The organism is Sphingorhabdus sp., assembly GCF_029865925.1.
Taxonomy (GTDB): Bacteria; Pseudomonadota; Alphaproteobacteria; order Sphingomonadales; family Sphingomonadaceae; genus Sphingorhabdus_B.
This window is the reverse complement of record NZ_JARXAI010000054.1, coordinates 1-15,724: the sequence shown is the minus strand read 5'-3', so window position 1 is coordinate 15,724 and position 15,724 is coordinate 1. Positions and strand designations below refer to the sequence as shown.

General features: G+C 56.0%; 14 protein-coding genes, 1 tRNA gene and 1 pseudogene. 7 read left to right on the top strand and 9 right to left on the bottom strand.

Features of this window, described 5'->3' with window-relative positions:
• Positions 1-682, bottom strand: a 682-nt coding sequence (locus tag QE270_RS05130) for a cytochrome P450 (RefSeq protein ID WP_300036173.1), incomplete at its 3' end; no start/stop codon positions are given.
• A gap of 500 nt (positions 683-1,182) precedes the next feature.
• On the opposite strand from QE270_RS05130, the pseudogene QE270_RS05125 reads away from it, so the two are divergent.
• Positions 1,183-1,377: pseudogene (locus QE270_RS05125) on the top strand (winged helix DNA-binding protein); the annotation flags it as partial.
• Positions 1,378-1,745: 368 nt separating this feature from the next.
• Here QE270_RS05125 and QE270_RS05120 read toward each other — a convergent pair.
• Positions 1,746-1,820: transfer RNA gene (locus tag QE270_RS05120), tRNA-Glu, on the bottom strand.
• A 66-nt stretch (positions 1,821-1,886) separates the two neighbouring features.
• A complete protein-coding gene (gene recJ, locus QE270_RS05115) occupies positions 1,887-3,653 on the bottom strand; it encodes a single-stranded-DNA-specific exonuclease RecJ (RefSeq protein ID WP_300036170.1) in 1,767 nt (588 codons plus the stop codon).
• A 71-nt stretch (positions 3,654-3,724) separates the two neighbouring features.
• Here recJ and QE270_RS05110 point away from each other — a divergent pair, with 71 nt between their 5' ends.
• Complete coding sequence (locus QE270_RS05110) at positions 3,725-4,186, top strand: NAD(P)H-dependent oxidoreductase (protein ID WP_300036167.1); 462 nt, start codon at positions 3,725-3,727, stop codon at positions 4,184-4,186.
• 17 nt (positions 4,187-4,203) lie between these two features.
• On the opposite strand, the gene glpX is transcribed toward QE270_RS05110, so the two are convergent.
• Both glpX and QE270_RS05100 read right to left on the bottom strand, forming a co-directional pair.
• Positions 4,204-5,187, bottom strand: a complete 984-nt coding sequence (glpX, locus tag QE270_RS05105) for a class II fructose-bisphosphatase (protein ID WP_300036164.1) — start codon at positions 5,185-5,187, stop codon at positions 4,204-4,206.
• A 226-nt stretch (positions 5,188-5,413) separates the two neighbouring features.
• Positions 5,414-6,733: a homoserine dehydrogenase gene (locus QE270_RS05100; RefSeq protein ID WP_300036161.1), complete on the bottom strand. Its 1,320-nt coding sequence runs from the start codon at positions 6,731-6,733 to the stop codon at positions 5,414-5,416.
• Positions 6,734-6,896: 163 nt separating this feature from the next.
• On the opposite strand from QE270_RS05100, the gene QE270_RS05095 reads away from it, so the two are divergent.
• Positions 6,897-7,766 carry a 3-hydroxyacyl-CoA dehydrogenase NAD-binding domain-containing protein gene (locus tag QE270_RS05095; RefSeq protein WP_300036158.1) on the top strand — a complete coding sequence of 290 codons (870 nt, stop codon included), beginning with the start codon at positions 6,897-6,899 and terminating at the stop codon, positions 7,764-7,766.
• Positions 7,767-7,768: 2 nt separating this feature from the next.
• On the opposite strand, the gene metC is transcribed toward QE270_RS05095, so the two are convergent.
• The 3 genes from metC to QE270_RS05080 form a co-directional block, all read right to left on the bottom strand.
• Complete coding sequence (gene metC, locus QE270_RS05090) at positions 7,769-8,953, bottom strand: cystathionine beta-lyase (RefSeq protein ID WP_300036155.1); 1,185 nt, start codon at positions 8,951-8,953, stop codon at positions 7,769-7,771.
• The gene (gene sseA, locus QE270_RS05085) at positions 8,950-9,792 is read right to left on the bottom strand and encodes a 3-mercaptopyruvate sulfurtransferase (protein ID WP_300036152.1); all 843 of its coding nucleotides are present in this window, start codon (positions 9,790-9,792) and stop codon (positions 8,950-8,952) included. Before sseA ends, metC begins: the two co-directional genes overlap by 4 nt.
• A 63-nt stretch (positions 9,793-9,855) precedes the next feature.
• Positions 9,856-11,379, bottom strand: coding sequence for a cryptochrome/photolyase family protein (locus QE270_RS05080; RefSeq protein WP_300036149.1), 1,524 nt, complete (start codon positions 11,377-11,379; stop codon positions 9,856-9,858).
• 161 nt (positions 11,380-11,540) lie between these two features.
• Here QE270_RS05080 and queF point away from each other — a divergent pair, with 161 nt between their 5' ends.
• Both queF and QE270_RS05070 read left to right on the top strand, forming a co-directional pair.
• On the top strand, positions 11,541-11,999 hold the full coding sequence (gene queF / locus QE270_RS05075) for a preQ(1) synthase (protein WP_300036146.1): 459 nt from the start codon (positions 11,541-11,543) through the stop codon (positions 11,997-11,999).
• 85 nt (positions 12,000-12,084) lie between these two features.
• On the top strand, positions 12,085-13,257 hold the full coding sequence (locus QE270_RS05070) for a serine hydrolase (RefSeq protein ID WP_300036143.1): 1,173 nt from the start codon (positions 12,085-12,087) through the stop codon (positions 13,255-13,257).
• A gap of 121 nt (positions 13,258-13,378) precedes the next feature.
• On the opposite strand, the gene QE270_RS05065 is transcribed toward QE270_RS05070, so the two are convergent.
• On the bottom strand, positions 13,379-13,633 hold the full coding sequence (locus QE270_RS05065) for a circumsporozoite protein (protein WP_300036140.1): 255 nt from the start codon (positions 13,631-13,633) through the stop codon (positions 13,379-13,381).
• A 229-nt stretch (positions 13,634-13,862) separates the two neighbouring features.
• Between QE270_RS05065 and QE270_RS05060 the strand changes: the two genes are divergently transcribed.
• Entirely contained in the window at positions 13,863-14,861 is a 999-nt protein-coding gene (locus QE270_RS05060; RefSeq protein WP_300036137.1) for a metalloregulator ArsR/SmtB family transcription factor, read from the top strand.
• On the top strand, positions 14,858-15,724 hold an 867-nt coding region (gene metF, locus QE270_RS05055; protein WP_300036134.1), incomplete at its 3' end, for a methylenetetrahydrofolate reductase [NAD(P)H]. The genes QE270_RS05060 and metF, both read left to right, overlap by 4 nt.

Here is a 15,724-nt window from a genome sequence, read left to right as displayed (position 1 = left end):
GGCGCTCGGCAATTTGTGGGCCGAAATAATCGATAAGATATTTGCGTCCGGCAACGCCCTTACCCATCGGCGTGAACGGCAATGGCGCGCGAATGGGCGCGACCGATGCCTGAACCATGTCGACAAAGGCCTTGTTGATCTTGTCCGCCTCTGGCCCAAGAGGTATCCCTAAAAAGCTGCTGGCCGCGACATCCAGCGTCAGTTGCTTGATCGCGGGATAGAACAGCATGTCGCCGCGCCAATCCCTCAACTGCTCGGCAAAGATGCGGTTCATGTCTTGGGTATAGGCGCGCATTGGCTGAGGCTTGAAGGCGATGCCAAGCGCGCGGCGGTCCATGCGGTGGTGGTCGAAATCCATCAACATCAATCCGCGCGGGAACAATAAGTTCAGGACCGGCCCCCAACCCTGCTCCGACGAAAACAGCTTTTCACGATCAAACAGCAAAAGCTCATTTGCCTCGGCGCCCACCAACGAGACGGTCGGGTTGCCAAAGGCGTTGGTGCGGAACACCTTGCCATAGGTTTTGACCATGCGCGCGCCGTAGCCGGGAGGGTCACGCAGCACGCGGAATGTAGTGCCGATAATCGGCGGGCCATTTTCGCCGGGGATGTGCGACAGATCGCCAATCTTCTTGCGCGGCACCCAATGCGGGTTCGCAGCTTCGCTATGGGCAAGGGCCATGGGTCTCAATCCTATTTAATTGCGCGGTTAAGGTTTACTGCCATGGATGTCAGTATGGCGCAAGTGGGACATGGCCGCACCGAATTTAATGGAGCCAAGCAGCCATATTCATGTCCAATTCAACCACCACGCCATAGGCATTGCAGCACGGGGCCGCAGTGGGTATATCTCCGCAAGTAAGGCCGGTTGCGCGCGACTGCCTCGATGTGCGGCGGTGCGCCGGCAGAGGATTGATCTCCGCCCCGTAAATTTGACGCGCGCGGGTGGCGCCGCCAGCGGGTGTTAAATCACTTTAATCGCGCGAAATAAGTTTATATATTTAACTTAAAATACCTTCATTGAGTTTTTAACCAAATCGCCGAAAGTAAGAAGCTGTAAAAATAAAAGCGGGAAATAATGGGACAACTTGAACGTATTCGCACCGTTGAGGACGACCTGCGCGTCCGCATATTGACGTGTGAGGCGGAAATTTTGTTCTTCCTGAGGGACATGAGGGCCGCAAGCTTCAAGACCTGTGTGAGGTGTCAAAATACTCCCACGTCACCATCCATGACTATATTCGCAAGTTGACGGCTGCCGAAATCATCGCAAAGTCGGTCTTTGACGGTGACGGTCGGCGCGTGCGTTACACGCTGACCGAGAAGGCGGATAAGATCTTAGACAATCTATACGGCCATGTAGCCAAGTTGAGATAGTCGCCCCGCGCCGAAGGGCTTACCTCCGCGCCTCGGCCCAATACCCTCCAACACACAGCCTCAACTGACCTGTCCGCGCATGCTCTAAAGCAACGCGTCGCCAGCCGACCGCAGGACGTAGCATTTATAAGGTCATTGCTTCGCGCAACTGAATGGAAAGCCGGTCGGCTTGTCCGGAAAAGGCTACACTCTATCGTTCGGTGAGGTCGTGGTGAATGCCGATGAAGGCATGCAGCCGGTCAACCGATGTATTGCCAGTAACGCTAAATGCCCCACAAAATGATATGCAGGATTACACACGAGACTTATAATCAATTGGAATAACGCAGACATTGCCTCGATCGCTTTGCATATCACAGGCAAAAATTTGGTGACCCCTACGGGAATCGAACCCGTGTTTCAGCCGTGAAAGGGCCGCGTCCTAACCGCTAGACGAAGGGGCCAATCGCTTGGCGAGCCGCGCCTTTACGGATTCGTTATGCGCTCGTCAAGGCCAAGTTGGCGCAACTTCAGTCGGCAAAGGCGATGTCGTCGACATGCAGCTCAACTTTTGGTGTCGCGCCCCAGTCATCCGTCTTGGCGCGACCTGCAAACCAGAAGCGCCGCCCGCGATCGGCGTGGAGCATTGTCTGGCCGAGAACCGTCTCGCCCTGACGAAATGCCATGGCCTTAAATGACTGCCCGTCGTCGCCCGCGACGATGGCGCGGACGTGGTCTTTGCCTACAATATCGCACTTGATGATCCGCAATGGCCCCGTCACCACGCGCGGGCCGGGCCAGCCCATGCCATAAGGCCCAGCGGTCTCCATTGCGTCGACAAATAATGGGTTGAGCCCGCGCGGGGCGACGATGGCGTCAATCAGCAGCGCCTTGACGCCCGATGCATTCGCGACGTCCGCCGCCAGCCGTTCATCGAGCCAGTCCGCCAAGGCGTCAATTTTTTCGCCGTCAACGGTCAGGCCCGCCGCCATGGCATGACCGCCGCCCGCCACGAGCAATCCAGCCTCGCGCGCCGAAATGATGGCTGCGCCCAAGTCAACACCTGCGATCGAGCGGCCCGATCCCTTGCCGACGCCATGTTCATCCACCGCAATGACGATGGACGGCTTGCCCGTCTTTTCCTTAATGCGCCCAGCGACAATGCCGATAACTCCGGGGTGCCAGCCCTTGCCCGACAACAACGCCACGGCACGATTATGTTGTCCGGCAAGCATGGCCTCGGCCTGCTCCTGCACAACAGATTCAATCGCGCGGCGTTCTTCGTTTAGCCGGTCGAGCTCCATCGCGATGTCCTGCGCCTCGACGGCATCTTCAGTAATAAGCAACCGCACGCCAAGGTCGGATTTGCCGACGCGGCCACCGGCATTGATGCGTGGGCCCAAGGCAAAGCCAAGGTCGGAGCATATTGGCGCGCGGGTTAGGCGGCTGGCTTGAACCAACGCCGACAGGCCAATGTTGCGGCGCGCGGCCATGACCTTTAGCCCCTGCGCAACAAATGCGCGGTTTAGCCCCCTAAGTTGGGCCACGTCGGCCACAGTGCCCAACGCCACAAGGTCAAGCAGGTCCATGATTTTCGGTTCAGGCCGCGCGGCAAAATAGCCACGCGCGCGCAGGGTTCGGATTACAGCCGCCCCCAAGAGGAAGGCCACGCCAACCGCCGCCAGATGCCCGTGGGACGCCGCCTCGTCGCTTTCGTCGAGTCGGTTGGGGTTTACCAAGGCAAAGGCTTGCGGAAGCTCTGACGCGCATTTGTGGTGGTCAACAACGATGACTTCAAGCCCAGCACCCTTGGCCTGCGACAGCGCGTCATAGGCCATCGCCCCACAATCCACCGTAACGATCAGGCGACTGCCGCTTGTCCCAATGCGCACCAAGGCCTCGCCAGAGGGGCCATAGCCCTCCATCAAGCGGTCTGGGATATAATAGCCTGCGTCCAGTTCCAACATGCGCAGCAAGCGAATGAGAAGCGCCGCACTGGTCGCGCCGTCGACGTCATAGTCTCCGTAGACGGTGACTTGCTGGCCCGCCTCAACGGCCTGCGCCAGTCGAAGTGCGGCACGCTCCATATCCTGAAATATCGACGGATCGGGCATGAAGTTACGAATGGTCGGGTTGCGGTGCCGTTCGATGTCATCGCGCTCGACGCCGCGCGCCATCAGCAACTGGGTGACGAGATCATCCGGCTGAAATTCGGGGTCTCGGCCATCAGTGCCGCTACCACGCCAGTGCCAGGCTTGTTCAAGGATCGAGTGATTAATGTCGAGGACTGGCTTCATCCCTCTTCCCTATGGCGCGCCGCCAGTGCTAGCAAGTGGCGATGAAGCAATTGGCAATAATCTGGCACAGCATGACCGGCGGGTCTCAAAGCTTGGCAAAGGCCTGTTACGATGGCGCACGGCGGGCGCAGGGGGTGGATGTGCAGATGTTAAACGCCGCGGATGCCGGTGCCGAACATATGCGGGCAGCGGACGGCTATATCTTCGTGTTTCCGGAAAATCTGGCGGCGATCAGCGGGGGCATGAAAAGCTTTTTTGACCGATACTATTATCCGTGCCTCGGCACATTGAACGGTCGGCCTTATGCGATGATTGTGTGCGCAGGATCGGACGGACGTAATGCAGCGACACAGGCCGAACGGATCGCGACGGGCTGGCGGCTGCGACAAATACTGCCGAGTGTCATTGTGTGCACGCATGCGCAGACGCAAGAGGCTATATTGGCCCCGAAGACTATCGATAGTGCAGACCTAATCGCGGCAGAGGAAATGGGCGAGCAAATCGCTGTGGGTCTGCAAATGGGTGTTTATTAGGGTCAGGACCCTCAATATCAGCCTAGATGGCCAGCCTTACGATGCTCGCTCTTGACCCAACGGACGGTGCCCGATGAGGCGCGCATGACGACACTTTCGGTCGTGATGCGACCGTCGCGCAGAGTCTTTACGCCCTCAAGCAAGGAACCATGGGTAACGCCAGTCGCGGCAAAGATACAGTCGCCCTTGGCCAATTCTTCAAGGTCGTAGATTTTGTCGAGGTCCTCGATACCCCATTTGCGTGCACGCATCCGCTCATCGTCATTGCGGAACAGCAAGCGGCCCTTGAACTGGCCACCGACGCAGCGCAAAGCCGCCGCGGCAAGAACGCCCTCCGGCGCACCGCCGCTGCCCATATAGATGTCGACAGTGGTGTCTGGGTTGGTGGTCGCGATGACGCCCGCAACATCACCATCGGGGATCAGCATGACGCCGCAGCCGATGGCGCGCAGTTCGGATATGATCTTTTCATGGCGTGGGCGGTCGAGAACGCACACAATCAATTCATGCGGCGGCACGCCTTTTTCGGCGGCGACCGCGGTAACATTTTCCGCGACGGTTTTGTCCAAATTGACGATGTTTGGCGAATAGCCAGGACCAACTGCGATTTTGTCCATGTAGACATCGGGCGCATTGAGCAAATTGCCTTCTTCGGCCACGGCGAGCACGACCAGCGCATTCGGGCCAGCCTTTGCGGTGATGGTGGTGCCTTCCAATGGATCAAGGGCGATGTCGATTTTCGGGCCAGTGCCGATGGCAGAGCCAACCTTTTCACCGATAAATAACATCGGCGCTTCGTCCCGCTCGCCTTCGCCAATGACCACGGTGCCGTCCATATACAGCTCGTTCAAGGCGGCGCGCATCGCTTCGACGGCGGCGGCATCCGCTGCCTTCTCATCGCCACGTCCGATCAGCTTCGCCGCTGCGATAGCTGCAGCTTCCGTCACCCGCACCATTTCCAGAACAAGGACCCGGTCGAGGATTTGGCTTGCTGCAGTCATTTGGATTTCCTAGCTATTTGAGAACGAAGGGGCGCGAACGAAGCGCCTCGTATGGATCGGTATATAGACGGTTAGTTTCCGATAGTGAAGGTGCGGCTCATTGTCGAGATTGCTTGTGGCGATTTTCACCTCGTCTTTCGAACCCCCGAATGCGGCGGCGCAAATCGAGCATGCACGGGTACCATATTTTCAAGATCTGCAATATGGGCGCTGGCCTGCGTTTTGCTTATGCCCCCAAAATGTGCATGACCATGGGTTCACCCAGCAAGCTGTCTGAGTTTGCCAAGGCGCTGATGGTATCGTTAATCGCTTGCTCTGGTCCGGCGTGCGTCACCATAGCAATCAACGCCGATCCGTCGTCGCTCGCCTCCGTCTGGATCAGGCTTTCGATCGACAATCCGGCATCGCGCATGGCCGCGGTGATTTCAGCGAGTACACCAACACGATCAGCCACCAGCATCCGCAGATAGGTCTTGCTAATCCGATGCGTGGAAGCCGCGCGTGGAAGCCTTTCAAGTTCGGCGGCCGGCATAGAAAATGCAGGGCCAGTTTCCTTGCGCGCGATATCGACCAGATCGGCGACGACAGCGGATGCCGTTGGCTTGTCACCCGCCCCTGCGCCTTGGAACAGCAAGCGGCCAGAGAAATTACCCTCGGCAACAACGGCGTTGGTTGCGCCGGTTACATGCGCCAGCGGGTGGCTCAGCGGCACGAGACATGGCTCAACCCGTTGGAAAATATTGGCTGACCCGTTGTCACCGTCAATTTCGGCAAGACCGATGAGGCGGATGCGATAGCCCAGCGTTTTGGCCTGTGCGATGTCGGCCGCCAGAATTTTGCGCACGCCGCGTGCCTCGACACCCCCGAAATCAATGATTGAGCCAAAGCTTAAAGACGCAAGGATTGAAAGCTTATGCGCAGCATCAATGCCGTCAATGTCGAACGACGGATCTGCTTCCGCAAAGCCCTTGGCCTGCGCATCTGCAAGCACCTGTGCAAAATCCAACCCGTCGCTCTCCATCGTGGACAGGATGAAATTACAGGTGCCGTTGAGGATACCATAGACCCGATCAATGCGGTTGGCTGCGGCACCATCGCGCAGGCCCTGAATAACCGGAATACCGCCAGCAACAGCGGCCTCGAACTTAAGCGCGGCCTGCTTGCTCTCCGCCAAGGATGCAAGCTCTGCACCATGATGCGCAACCATTGCCTTGTTGGCGGTGACCAATGCGCGTCCGTTCGACAATGTCTCGCGTGCCAGGGTCAGCGCCGGACCATCCGATCCGCCAACCAGCTCAACCACCACATCAATGTCAGCAGCGGTCGCAAGTTCACCCATATCGTCGACCCAGCGGTAGGGCGATAGATCCACGCCGCGATCCTTCGTGCGGTCGCGTGCGGTGACGGCAACGATTTCGATCTCGCGGCCAGCGCGCCGCGCAATCAATGCGCTGTTTTCTTGAATCAAACGAATTACGCCGCTGCCCACGGTGCCAAGACCAGCGAGACCCACTCTCAATGGGGCATGACGAATAGGGATGGCCATGGTTTACCGACTTTCTGCCTAAGGGATGCGCATTGCTGCGGCGCTTAGGGGAAATTGCACCAAAATGCCAATCCAATCCACGTCATTTGCAAACGCGCGAACCTAGCGCTTTTGTATTGCTTTCGCTAAGACCGCGGCAACGTTGAAAATTTGGAGCTAAAAAATGCGGGCAATAGGTGTCATCGGAGCCGGTCAAATGGGTGCAGGCATTGCGCAAGTCAGCGCTGGCGCAGGCTATCATGTGTATCTATCCGATCTTGATCTTGCAAAGGCAGAGGAAGGTAAAGCCGGTATTGCAAAGGCACTTGGCCGGCTGGTTGCGAAGGAGAAAATGGGCCAAGACGCGGCAGACACCCTACTTTCGCATATTGAACCGGTTGGCAGCTACGATCCGATGGCGGATGCCGGACTGATTATCGAAGCTGCAACCGAGCGCGAAGACATTAAGCGCAAGATATTTGAGGCTGTCGGCAAGGTTCTTGGCCATCAGGCTGTGCTTGCATCGAACACGTCGTCCATTCCGATTACCCGTCTGGCGCAATCGTCGCCCGATCCAAAACGCTTCATTGGCGTCCATTTCTTTAACCCAGTGCCAGTCATGGGCCTGATTGAGGTCATCCGCGGCCTTGCGACCACCGACGACACGGTTGACGTCGTGCGCCAATATGGAGAGGCGCTTGGCAAGCAATTGGTCTTTGCCAATGACGCGCCGGGGTTCATCGTCAACCGCGTGTTGATGCCTATGATCAATGAGGCAATCTTTGCACTTGGCGAGGGCGTTGCCAGCATCCGCGACATCGACACCGCGTGCCAATTGGGCCTCAATCACCCGATGGGGCCGCTGACCCTAGCGGACTTTATCGGGCTCGATACCTGTCTTGAAATCACCAATGTGCTCTTTCAATCGACGGGCGATCCAAAGTTTCGTCCCGCGCCGTTACTTCAGAAATATGTCGAAGCCGGTTGGCATGGCCGCAAGGTGAAGCGCGGCTTTTACGATTATTCAGGTGAGGTGCCTGAGCCCACGCGCTGAGGTTAGGCGCCTGATCGAGCCACGGTAAAGGCTTGGTCAAGATCCGCGATCAAATCATCAGTATCTTCCAAGCCGATTTGTAACCGGATCAGCGTGCCTTCTTTATCCCAAGAAACGACCGACCGGTATTTTTCTGGCTGGACGGGCAAAGCAAGGCTTTCAAAGCCGCCCCAGCTATAGCCAATACCAAATAACTCGAGCGCATCGACGAAGGCAGCGGCGGTTGCGGCGTCACCTTTATGGATGAACGAGAACAACCCCGCCGCGCCCGTAAAGTCGCGCTTCCAAATGTCGTGCCCTGGGCATTCCGGCAGCGCGGGGTGGAATACCGCTGCAACATCTGGCTGCGTTTGTAACCATTTGGCGATCTGCAGTGCCGATGCCTCATGTGCCTTCATCCGGACCGACAAGGTGCGCAGGCCGCGGCTGGCAAGATACGCATCGTCGGGCGATACGGTCTGGCCAAGCTGCTGCGCGGTTTGGCGCAATCTTGTCCAGTATTTCTCATGCGTAGTGACGCTGCCCATCATGACGTCGCTATGGCCCACAATATATTTGGTGCAGGACAAGATCGCCATATCAATGCCCTTGTCGAGCGCGGTATGGAAATAAGGCGTCGCCCATGTGTTATCGAGCAAAGTGACAACATTATGTTTTTGGGCCGCTGCGCAAATGGCGGGAATGTCCTGCATCTCGAAGGTCAGGCTTCCGGGCGATTCCAACAATATCGCTTTGGTACGATCACAGAAAAGCGCATCATAATCGGAGGCGAGCGGATCAAAATAGCGTGTCTCGACGCCAAAGCGTTTCAGAAAGCCATCCGCTAAGGATCGGCTTGGGTCATACGCATTGTCCGTCATCAGCAAGACGTCACCAGACTTGAGAACCGACAATAAGGCGCACGCGATTGCCGCCACGCCCGATGGGTAAAGCATTGTTCCGTGCGCACCGGGTTCCATCTCGGTGAGCGCTTCGGCCAGCGACCATTGTGTTGGCGAGCCGCGGCGACCGTAGAAGAAACGGCCGTCTTGGTTGTCAGATTTACCTGCCTCCAATGCCGCCACATTTTCATATAAATGCGTGCTTGCGCGCCAGACGGGCACGTTGACGACGGGGCCAGTTAATGCACTCCTTCGTCCTGCTGTGACTGTTTTGGTGGCGGGTTTTTGAGGCTTCTTAGAACTCAAGCCGCACCCTGTGCCTTAGGGGTGTCTTTATCCAATCCCCATTCTGACCAGCTACCGTCATATAACGACACGTCGGTCTTGCCTGTCATCCGTGCGCCAAACAACACGACCGCCGCAGTCATCCCTGATCCACATGTCGTGATCATCGGTTTGCTGAGGTCAACGCCCGCATCGGCATATGCCTGGTTCAGCTCATCGCCGCGCTTCCATGTGCCGTCCGCGTTGAACAATTGGCCAAAGGGCAGGTTGCGGCTGCCAGGAATATGGCCCGACGCCATTTCGGGCCGCGGCTCTGCCTCTTCGCCGGTAAAGCGACCGGCGCCCCGTGCGTCGACGACACTGGCCGCCTTGCTGTGCAAATTGGCCAGCATATCGGCCTTGTTGCGCACGGCCTTGTCGTCTTTCCAAACGGTGAAGTGGCGGTGGCGCAAGGTTGGCTTTCCGGTTTCTAGAGGGCGGCCTTCGGCTTTCCATTTGGCGATGCCGCCATCAAGGATTGCGACGTCATGTGCGCCAAACAATGTCAGCATCCACCAAGCGCGCGTGGCCGATTTGAACGGGCTGTCATCATAAACCACAATGCGGCTGCCATCGCCTAGGCCAAGCGATTGCATACGACTGGCGAATTTTTCGGGCGGCGGCAAGGTGTTAGGCAGGCTGCTATTGGCGTCAGCGAGCTCTTCGATATCCATGAATACAGCCGATGGAATATGCCCGCCTTCATACTCAGCCTGCGCATTGCGGCCGGCATCGGGCATGAACCAGGTTGCATCTACCACACGTAGGTCGGACGCTCCGATTTCTGCCGCCAACCATTCGGTGCTTACTAACAATTCCATGTTTTTCGTCCTTGACCGTATTTTGTGATTCTACTGCGCTGCAAGATAGGCAGCTTTTCCAAACTATCCAAGCTTTTCGAGAAATTGCTGCGCATGTGCACGCAATGCAACCTTGTCCGCGTCAGCCATCCGCTCCCAATTTTTATAGGGCATAGCCATACGCGGATTTTTGCGCAGTTTTCTCTCGTTGCGCGCAATGAACTCCCAATACAGCGCGTTAAACGGACACGCCTTTGGTCCAGTGCGCTGCTTGACGTCATAGCTACAATGCGTGCAATAATCCGACATGCGGTTGATATAGGCGCCGCTCGCCGCATAGGGTTTCGACGCCAGCATGCCGCCATCGGCGAACTGGCTCATGCCTAAGCTGTTTGGCAACTCAACCCATTCATAGGCATCGGCATATACCGCGAGATACCATTTATGGACTTCCTTTGGGTTCAGTCCGGCCAGCAGCGCAAAATTGCCCGTGATCATGAGGCGCTGGATATGGTGCGCGTAGGAATGCTCGATCGTTTGGCCAATAGCCTGCGACAGGCAATGCATGTCGGTTTTACCGGTCCAGTAAAATTCAGGCAGTGGCCGCGTCGCGGCAAACGCGTTGCTTTCCACATATTCTGGACCAGCGTGCCAATAGATCCCGCGCACATATTCGCGCCACCCAATGACTTGCCTTATGAACCCCTCAGCTGCGTTGATTGGGACTTTGCCTGCGCGATATTGCACCTCAACCGCACGGCACAGCTCAAGCGGGTCAAGCAAACCAGAGTTGATGTAAGGTGAGAGGATCGAGTGCCACAAAAACGGTTCTCCGGTGAGCATTGCGTCCTGATAGTCCCCAAAATTGGGTAAAGCGTGGTCCAGAAAATGCTTTTGCTGCCGCAACGCATCCTCGCGCGTTACGGCAAATCCGAATTTTGTTGTCTCACCCATGTTGCCTGCAAAGCGGCGCTCGACCATCTGAATGATATCTTGTGTGACGGCGTTTGGCGCAAAGTGTAGCGGCGTTGGCATCGCCAGATCGCGCTTTGCCGGTTTCCGGTTCTCGGCGTCAAAATTCCACTGTCCACCTTCAGGCGTGTCTCCATTCATCATAAGGCCGGACTTACGCCGCATATCGCGATAGAAAAACTCCATGCGCAATTGTTTGCGGTCCTTGGTCCAGCTTTCAAATTCAGCATGGGTGCACAAGAAGCGGTCATCGGGCCGGATTTCTACCGGGATATCAAAGCGATCGGGCCAGCTATCCAACATCGCCTTCACCCGCCATTCGCCTGCCTCGGTCACGCATAATGCGGACACCTTGTGTCGCTCAATGGCACGGGCAATTTCGCCCGTGAAACTACCGCTGTTCTCCGCGTCGGTCAGCTTTACATAATCAACTGTCCATCCTGCGCTGCGAAGATCGTTCGCATGATGGCGCATGGCGGATAGGATATACACCATCTTGGATTTATGGTGCGGCACATATTCGGTCTCTTCATCAACCTCAGCCATGAGGATGACGCATGCTTTTTTATCCTGCCCCGCCAAGGATGATAGGCCATGACTGAGTTGGTCGCCAAATATAGGAATGAGTAATGCCATATCGCTATGTTAGCCAGACAGGCGGTCAAGGGCGATACGGGATTTCAGGAAAGCAGACTTGAACGATTCAATCGAAAATCGGGCCGCTCTGGCGGCGCGTCTCCGACTGCATCCTGTATCACCCGTTTGCTTCCCGCGGCGAAACCGCTAAAAGCGCCTTTATGAAAGACATATTAAAGCCAAAATTTCTTGGTGCGCAAAGCACGCTTCCGCAAACGCCTGAAGAGGCGCAGTTGGATTATGTCCCCAACCCGCGCCCAGACACGCTGTATCTCGCGCGCTTTGCCGTGCCTGAATTCACATCCTTGTGTCCGGTAACGGCCCAGCCTGATTTCGCGCATTTGGTTATCGACTATGCGCCAGATGCGACGATCGTCGAATCGAAATCGCTTAAGCTGTTCTTGGGCTCGTTCCGCAACCATGCCGCTTTTCACGAAGATTGCACCGTTGGCATTGGCCAGCGCCTGTTTTCGGAGATGAAGCCGCATTGGCTGCGCATTGGTGGCTATTGGTATCCGCGCGGCGGCATACCCATTGATGTGTTTTGGCAGTCGGGCGAGCCTCCCAAGGGTTTGTGGTTGCCAGATCAAGGGGTTCAGCCATATCGGGGCCGCGGCTGAATAATGTAAATAACCCTTCTAAGGTTCGGTGCCCATCGCCTCGTCGACGCAGGGGAATCGTTCATCGCAAATATCAGTATTAACGATGTCATCCGCCAAAGCTCTGCCCTATCGACCGATCATGGTTCGGGTGGAAAAATTTGGGGAAGGGCGCGCTAAAGATCTGCTGCGTTTTGGCGTGGTATCGTTGGCGCTGTTGACTAGTTTGTCGGGATGTGTCGGTGTGCAGCGGCCAATGCCTCAGGCCAATCCCACCCCGTCAACTCGAATACCGCATTCTGCAGCGCCTGTTGGGCAGGCCGCTCCAAAGCGGCCATTCAATCGCCGTGCGCCTATTGGTCTTGAAAATCTGGTGCGGGAGCAATGGCAGATTTTCCCAGGCCGTACCGGCGTCGCTATCATGCGCATAGATGGCGGCGAATGGATAACTGGCCAACGGGCGACAGAATTGTTCCCGCAGCAAAGCGTATCCAAAACATGGGTGGCGTTGACTATATTGGACTTGGTCGATCAAGGTAAAGTCAGCCTTGACCAGAAGATACGCATTACACCTAATGATCTAGCGGTTTTCCATCAACCCATTCGCGACCGTGTAATCTCCAATGGTGGGATTGAGGCGACCGTGCTCGCCTTACTCGAGCAGGCTATCATAGCGAGTGACAATACCGCCAATGACTCCCTCTTGCGTAAGGCTGGCGGCCCTCAAGCGGTTCAAAGTTTTTTGGCGCGAAAGAATTTGGGGGCCATCCGCTTTGGTCCAGGCGAACGTTTGTTGCAAAGCGGCATTGCTGGCCTTGATTGGCGTCAGGAATATTCGCTTGGTAATAGGTTTTATGCAGCGCGTAACATGGTGCCGATGGCGAAGCGCAAAGCTGCACTCGATTTTTATCTCGACAACCCGATCGATGGGGCCAGTCCCGAGGCAATTGTCCGTGCTCTTGCCAGGCTGGCCAAAGGAGAGTTGCTGTCGCCTGCATCAACTAGGCTTATCTTGGGGATCATGTCACGCACATCAAGCGGGCCAAACCGTATGAAGGCGGGTGTACCGGCAGGCTGGCGCTTTTTGCATAAAACGGGAACCGGGCAGATATTGTCGCCTGTTTCAACGGGCTATAACGACATTGGAATTATGACGGCGCCCGATGGGACGCGCTATGCGCTGGCAATCATGATGGGCAGTACAACCGCATCCATCCCGCAGCGTATGGCGTTCATGCAATTTGTGTCGCGCACGACTGCCACATATCACGACCAGTAATTTTATGGGTTGATGACGCCTGACATGGATTGTCAGCATCTGGGCAATTCAGACAAAGAAAAGGACCGTCCTGTAAACAGAACGGCCCTTATCAAAAAGCTTTCGCTAAAAAGCGCGAGTATTACTTCGCAGCTTCTTTTGCAGCTTCTGCAGGTGCGCCAGCAGCAGCAGCCGCATCGGCAGGTGCAGCAGCGGGGTCAGCAGCAGGTGCAGCAGCAGCGTCAGCAGCAGGTGCAGCGCCTTCTACAGCAGCGTCAGCAGCTTCTGCTGGAGCTTCTGTTGCGGTTGCTTCTGCTGCTGGAGCTTCTTCAGCCTTTGAGCAAGCGACCAAACCGAGCGAAGCGGCAAGAACGAGAGATATAGCAATTTTCTTCATATGGGAAACCCCCTAGCAAAACTTATGAAAACCTGACAGACACGCCACAACAATTACAGCTTGCCTGCGGAAAACCCTCTAGCTTGTTCACAATTCGGTGGCAATGCGCTTTTTTAAAGTTTGATATTGTCCCATAACAATTTCGCGCCAATCTCTACCTTAACGGTAGAAAATATGCGGGATTTGAGCTTATTGACATGATATAAAGAATTCTTTATATGCGCTCCAAATGATGAATTTGCTCAATATCATGCGGGCTTTGGCCGATCCGACGCGCTTGCGAATCGCGTTTTTGGTGCTGCGCTTGGAACTGTCTGTGGGTGAGTTGGTCCAAATTTTGGACCAAAGTCAGCCCCGCGTGTCACGCCACATTAGAATATTGGACGAGGCCGGGCTTCTTGAGCGGCGTAAGGAAGGAAGCTGGGTATTTTTGCGGCCTGCTGCAATATTGACCGATAGTCCCGTCGCATCCTTATTGGCTGAGGCAGATGTATCGCAGGGCAAGGCATTTCAGCGCGATGTTCTTCGGCTTGATGAAGTACGCAGCGCCCGGACCGATATGGCCGCAGCCTATTTTGCTGCACATGCTGATGAATGGGATTCTCTTCGATCGCTGCACATCGCCGATTCGGAAGTTGAAGCACGGTTGGCACATATCCTCCACAGCGCGCCATTGGGACGTTTTCTAGATGTGGGAACCGGCACTGGACGCATGGTAGAACTATTTGCAGGGGCCTCGGAGCGTTTTGTGGCTGTCGACAATAGTCCCGAGATGCTTCGACTGGCGCGGGCGAAGATTGCAAATCTAAGTCCAGAAATCGCGAATAAGGTCGATATTAAGCTCGGCGATTTTAACATGTTACCCGTAGGCGACGCTGAATTTGACACGGTCATTTTTCATCAAGTGCTGCACTACGCACAGCATCCCGAGGCCGTGATAGCGGAGGCCATCCGTACGCTTGCGCCCGGTGGCAGATTAGTCATCGTCGATTTTGCTGCCCATAATCTTGAAGAATTACGCACAGTCCATGCGCACGCGCGGCTTGGTTTCACGGATGACTTCATGAAAAAGACCTTTGCTAGCCAAGGCCTTCAACTGGTTCACCAAACCGCTCTTGAAGCAGGCGAATTGGTCATCAAAGTTTGGATGGGCCAAAAACTATCTGGCGCACAGCCGAGCCCCAAAAGTGGCCTAAGGCCAGAAGATAACCTAAGGATTGTTGCATGATTCTCCCGCTTGCGCAGATGCAAGAAGCTAGCCGCGCTGTGGCCTCACCCCTTTTCGCCGGACTTTCGGGTGATTGCGAAATCAGCTTTGAATTCTTTCCGCCCAAGACGGAAAAGATGGAAGAACAACTTTGGGATTCGGTCGTAACATTGGCGCCCCTTGCCCCACGCTTTGTGTCAGTCACTTATGGCGCAGGCGGCACCACGCGTGAACGCACGCACAAAACCGTGGCCCGCATCGCGCGCGAAACTCACATTCCTGCAGCCGCGCACCTCACTTGCGTCGAGGCGTCAAAAGGCGAAATCGCCGATGTCGCCAACGCGTATTGGGAAGCGGGTGTTCGCCATATTGTTGCCCTGCGGGGCGATGCCCCCAATTCTGACGGCCGGTTTGTGCCGCACCCTGATGGCTATGCCAGCGCTGCGGAGTTGGTAGAAGGTTTGCGTAAACTACATCCGTTTGAAATTTCGGTCAGTGCCTATCCCGAAACACATCCCGAAGCATTGTCGGCGGCGTCCGACATTGATTTTCTTAAACGCAAACTCGCTTCAGGCGCGAGCCGCGCCATCACTCAGTTCTTTTTTGAACCAGAGACCTTTTTCCGTTTCCGTGATGCTGTCGCGGCGGCCGGCATAGATGCAGAGATCGTGCCCGGCATCATGCCCGTGTCGAACTTTGCCGCGATCACACGCATGTCGCAAATGACGGGAACAGCAATTCCGGATTGGATGGCCCATCTGTTCGATGGTCTTGATGATCACCCGTCCGCACGGCAGCTGGTCGCCGCGACCGTATCAGCGGAAATGTGCCGCAAATTATATGCAGGCGGTGTACGCGATTTCCATTTTTATACACTGAACCGC

Coding starts and splice junctions, on each gene's coding strand:
- QE270_RS05065 (WP_300036140.1), bottom strand. CDS start 13,633: ATGAAGAAAATTGCTATATCTCTCGTTCTTGCCGCTTCGCTCGGTTTG.
- QE270_RS05095 (WP_300036158.1), top strand. CDS start 6,897: ATGCGGGCAATAGGTGTCATCGGAGCCGGTCAAATGGGTGCAGGCATT.
- QE270_RS05100 (WP_300036161.1), bottom strand. CDS start 6,733: ATGGCCATCCCTATTCGTCATGCCCCATTGAGAGTGGGTCTCGCTGGT.
- QE270_RS05070 (WP_300036143.1), top strand. CDS start 12,085: ATGTCATCCGCCAAAGCTCTGCCCTATCGACCGATCATGGTTCGGGTG.
- queF (WP_300036146.1), top strand. CDS start 11,541: ATGAAAGACATATTAAAGCCAAAATTTCTTGGTGCGCAAAGCACGCTT.
- sseA (WP_300036152.1), bottom strand. CDS start 9,792: ATGGAATTGTTAGTAAGCACCGAATGGTTGGCGGCAGAAATCGGAGCG.
- glpX (WP_300036164.1), bottom strand. CDS start 5,187: ATGACTGCAGCAAGCCAAATCCTCGACCGGGTCCTTGTTCTGGAAATG.
- recJ (WP_300036170.1), bottom strand. CDS start 3,653: ATGAAGCCAGTCCTCGACATTAATCACTCGATCCTTGAACAAGCCTGG.
- QE270_RS05080 (WP_300036149.1), bottom strand. CDS start 11,379: ATGGCATTACTCATTCCTATATTTGGCGACCAACTCAGTCATGGCCTA.
- QE270_RS05110 (WP_300036167.1), top strand. CDS start 3,725: ATGACCGGCGGGTCTCAAAGCTTGGCAAAGGCCTGTTACGATGGCGCA.
- QE270_RS05060 (WP_300036137.1), top strand. CDS start 13,863: ATGATGAATTTGCTCAATATCATGCGGGCTTTGGCCGATCCGACGCGC.